Annotated in this window: 1 protein-coding gene; it reads right to left on the reverse strand. The window is 75.0% G+C overall.

Features of this window, described 5'->3' with window-relative positions; genetic code table 11:
• Positions 1 to 1,613: helix-hairpin-helix domain-containing protein (locus tag ACFXA3_RS31280; RefSeq protein WP_385192189.1), on the reverse strand; the 1,613-nt coding region annotated here is incomplete at both ends.

Consider the following 1,613-nt stretch of genomic DNA (forward strand, 5'->3'; position numbering starts at 1 on the left):
GGGGCGCCGGGGCCCCTAGTTCCTCCCCCCCATGTTTGAGGGGGGGTGTTTGGGCGGGGGCCGGGGGGCCCCGCCCCCGCTTCTCCAGCTCGCGCAGGATGTCCGTGACGGTCGGCAGGCCGAACGCCTCGGTGACGAACTGCTCCGGGCGCAGCGAACGCAGCACGCCGGTGTTGCCGATCAGGGCCGCCACCTCGGTGCCGGCCGTCTTGGCCATGCCCCGGACCAGCGGGTACGACTCGGGGTGCACGCTGGAGAAGTCCAGCGGGTCGTCGCCGCCGCGGATCCGCAGGAAGCCCGCGCACTGCTCGTACGCCTTCGGCCCCAGGCGGGCCACGTCCTTGAGGGCCTTGCGGCTGCGGAAGGGGCCGTTGGCGTCGCGGTGGGCCACGATGTTCTCGGCGAGCCCGCCGCTGATGCCGGAGACCCGCGCGAGCAGCGGAGCGGAGGCGGTGTTGACGTCCACGCCGACGCCGTTCACACAGTCCTCGACGACCGCGTCGAGCGAGCGCGAGAGCTTCACCTCGGCCAGGTCGTGCTGGTACTGGCCGACGCCGATCGACTTGGGGTCGATCTTGACGAGCTCGGCGAGCGGGTCCTGGAGGCGGCGGGCGATGGAGACGGCACCGCGCAGCGACACGTCCATGTCCGGGAGTTCCTGCGAGGCGAAGGCGGAGGCCGAGTACACGGAGGCGCCCGCCTCGGACACCATCACCTTGGTGAGCCCCAGCTCGGGGTGGCGGGAGATCAGGTCCGCGGCGAGCTTGTCGGTCTCGCGCGAGGCCGTGCCGTTGCCGATGGCGACCAGCTCGACGGCGTGTTCCCGGGCCAGCCGGGCCAGCTTGGCGAGGGAATCGTCCCACTTGTTGGCGGGCACGTGCGGGTGGATGACGTCGGTCGCGACGACCTTGCCGGTGGCGTCCACGACGGCGACCTTCACACCGGTGCGGAAGCCCGGGTCGAGGCCGAGCGTGGCCCGGGTGCCGGCGGGCGCCGCGAGCAGCAGGTCGCGCAGGTTGGACGCGAAGACCCGTACGGCCTCGTCCTCGGCGGCGGCGCGCAGCCGCATCCGCAGGTCGATGCCGAGGTGCACCTGGATCTTCGTGCGCCAGGCCCAGCGGACCGTGTCGCCCAGCCACTTGTCGCCGGGGCGGCCGCGGTCGCCGACCCCGAAGCGGCGGGCGATCATGCCCTCGTACGTGGACGGGCCGGGCTGCTCGCGAGGCTCCTCGGGCTCCAGGGTGAGGTCGAGGACGTCCTCCTTCTCGCCGCGCAGCATGGCGAGGACGCGGTGCGAGGGCAGCGCGGTGAACGGCTCGGCGAAGTCGAAGTAGTCGGCGAACTTGGCGCCCGCCTCCTCCTTGCCGTCGCGGACCTTCGCGGCGAGCCGGCCGCGGCCCCACATGCGCTCGCGCAGCTCGCCGATCAGGTCGGCGTCCTCGCCGAACCGCTCGGTGAGGATGGCGCGGGCGCCCTCCAGGGCCGCGGCCGGGTCGGGGGGGGCCCGGTGGGCGGGCTCCCCACCCCCCCCCGCCGCGGGCCGGGGGCCCCCCCGGGGGGGGTGGGCGGCGGCGGGGCGGGGGGCCCCGCCCCGCCGCGCGGCGGTCTGAGCC

Source organism: Streptomyces sp. NPDC059456 (assembly GCF_042750055.1).
Lineage (GTDB): Bacteria > Actinomycetota > Actinomycetes > Streptomycetales > Streptomycetaceae > Streptomyces.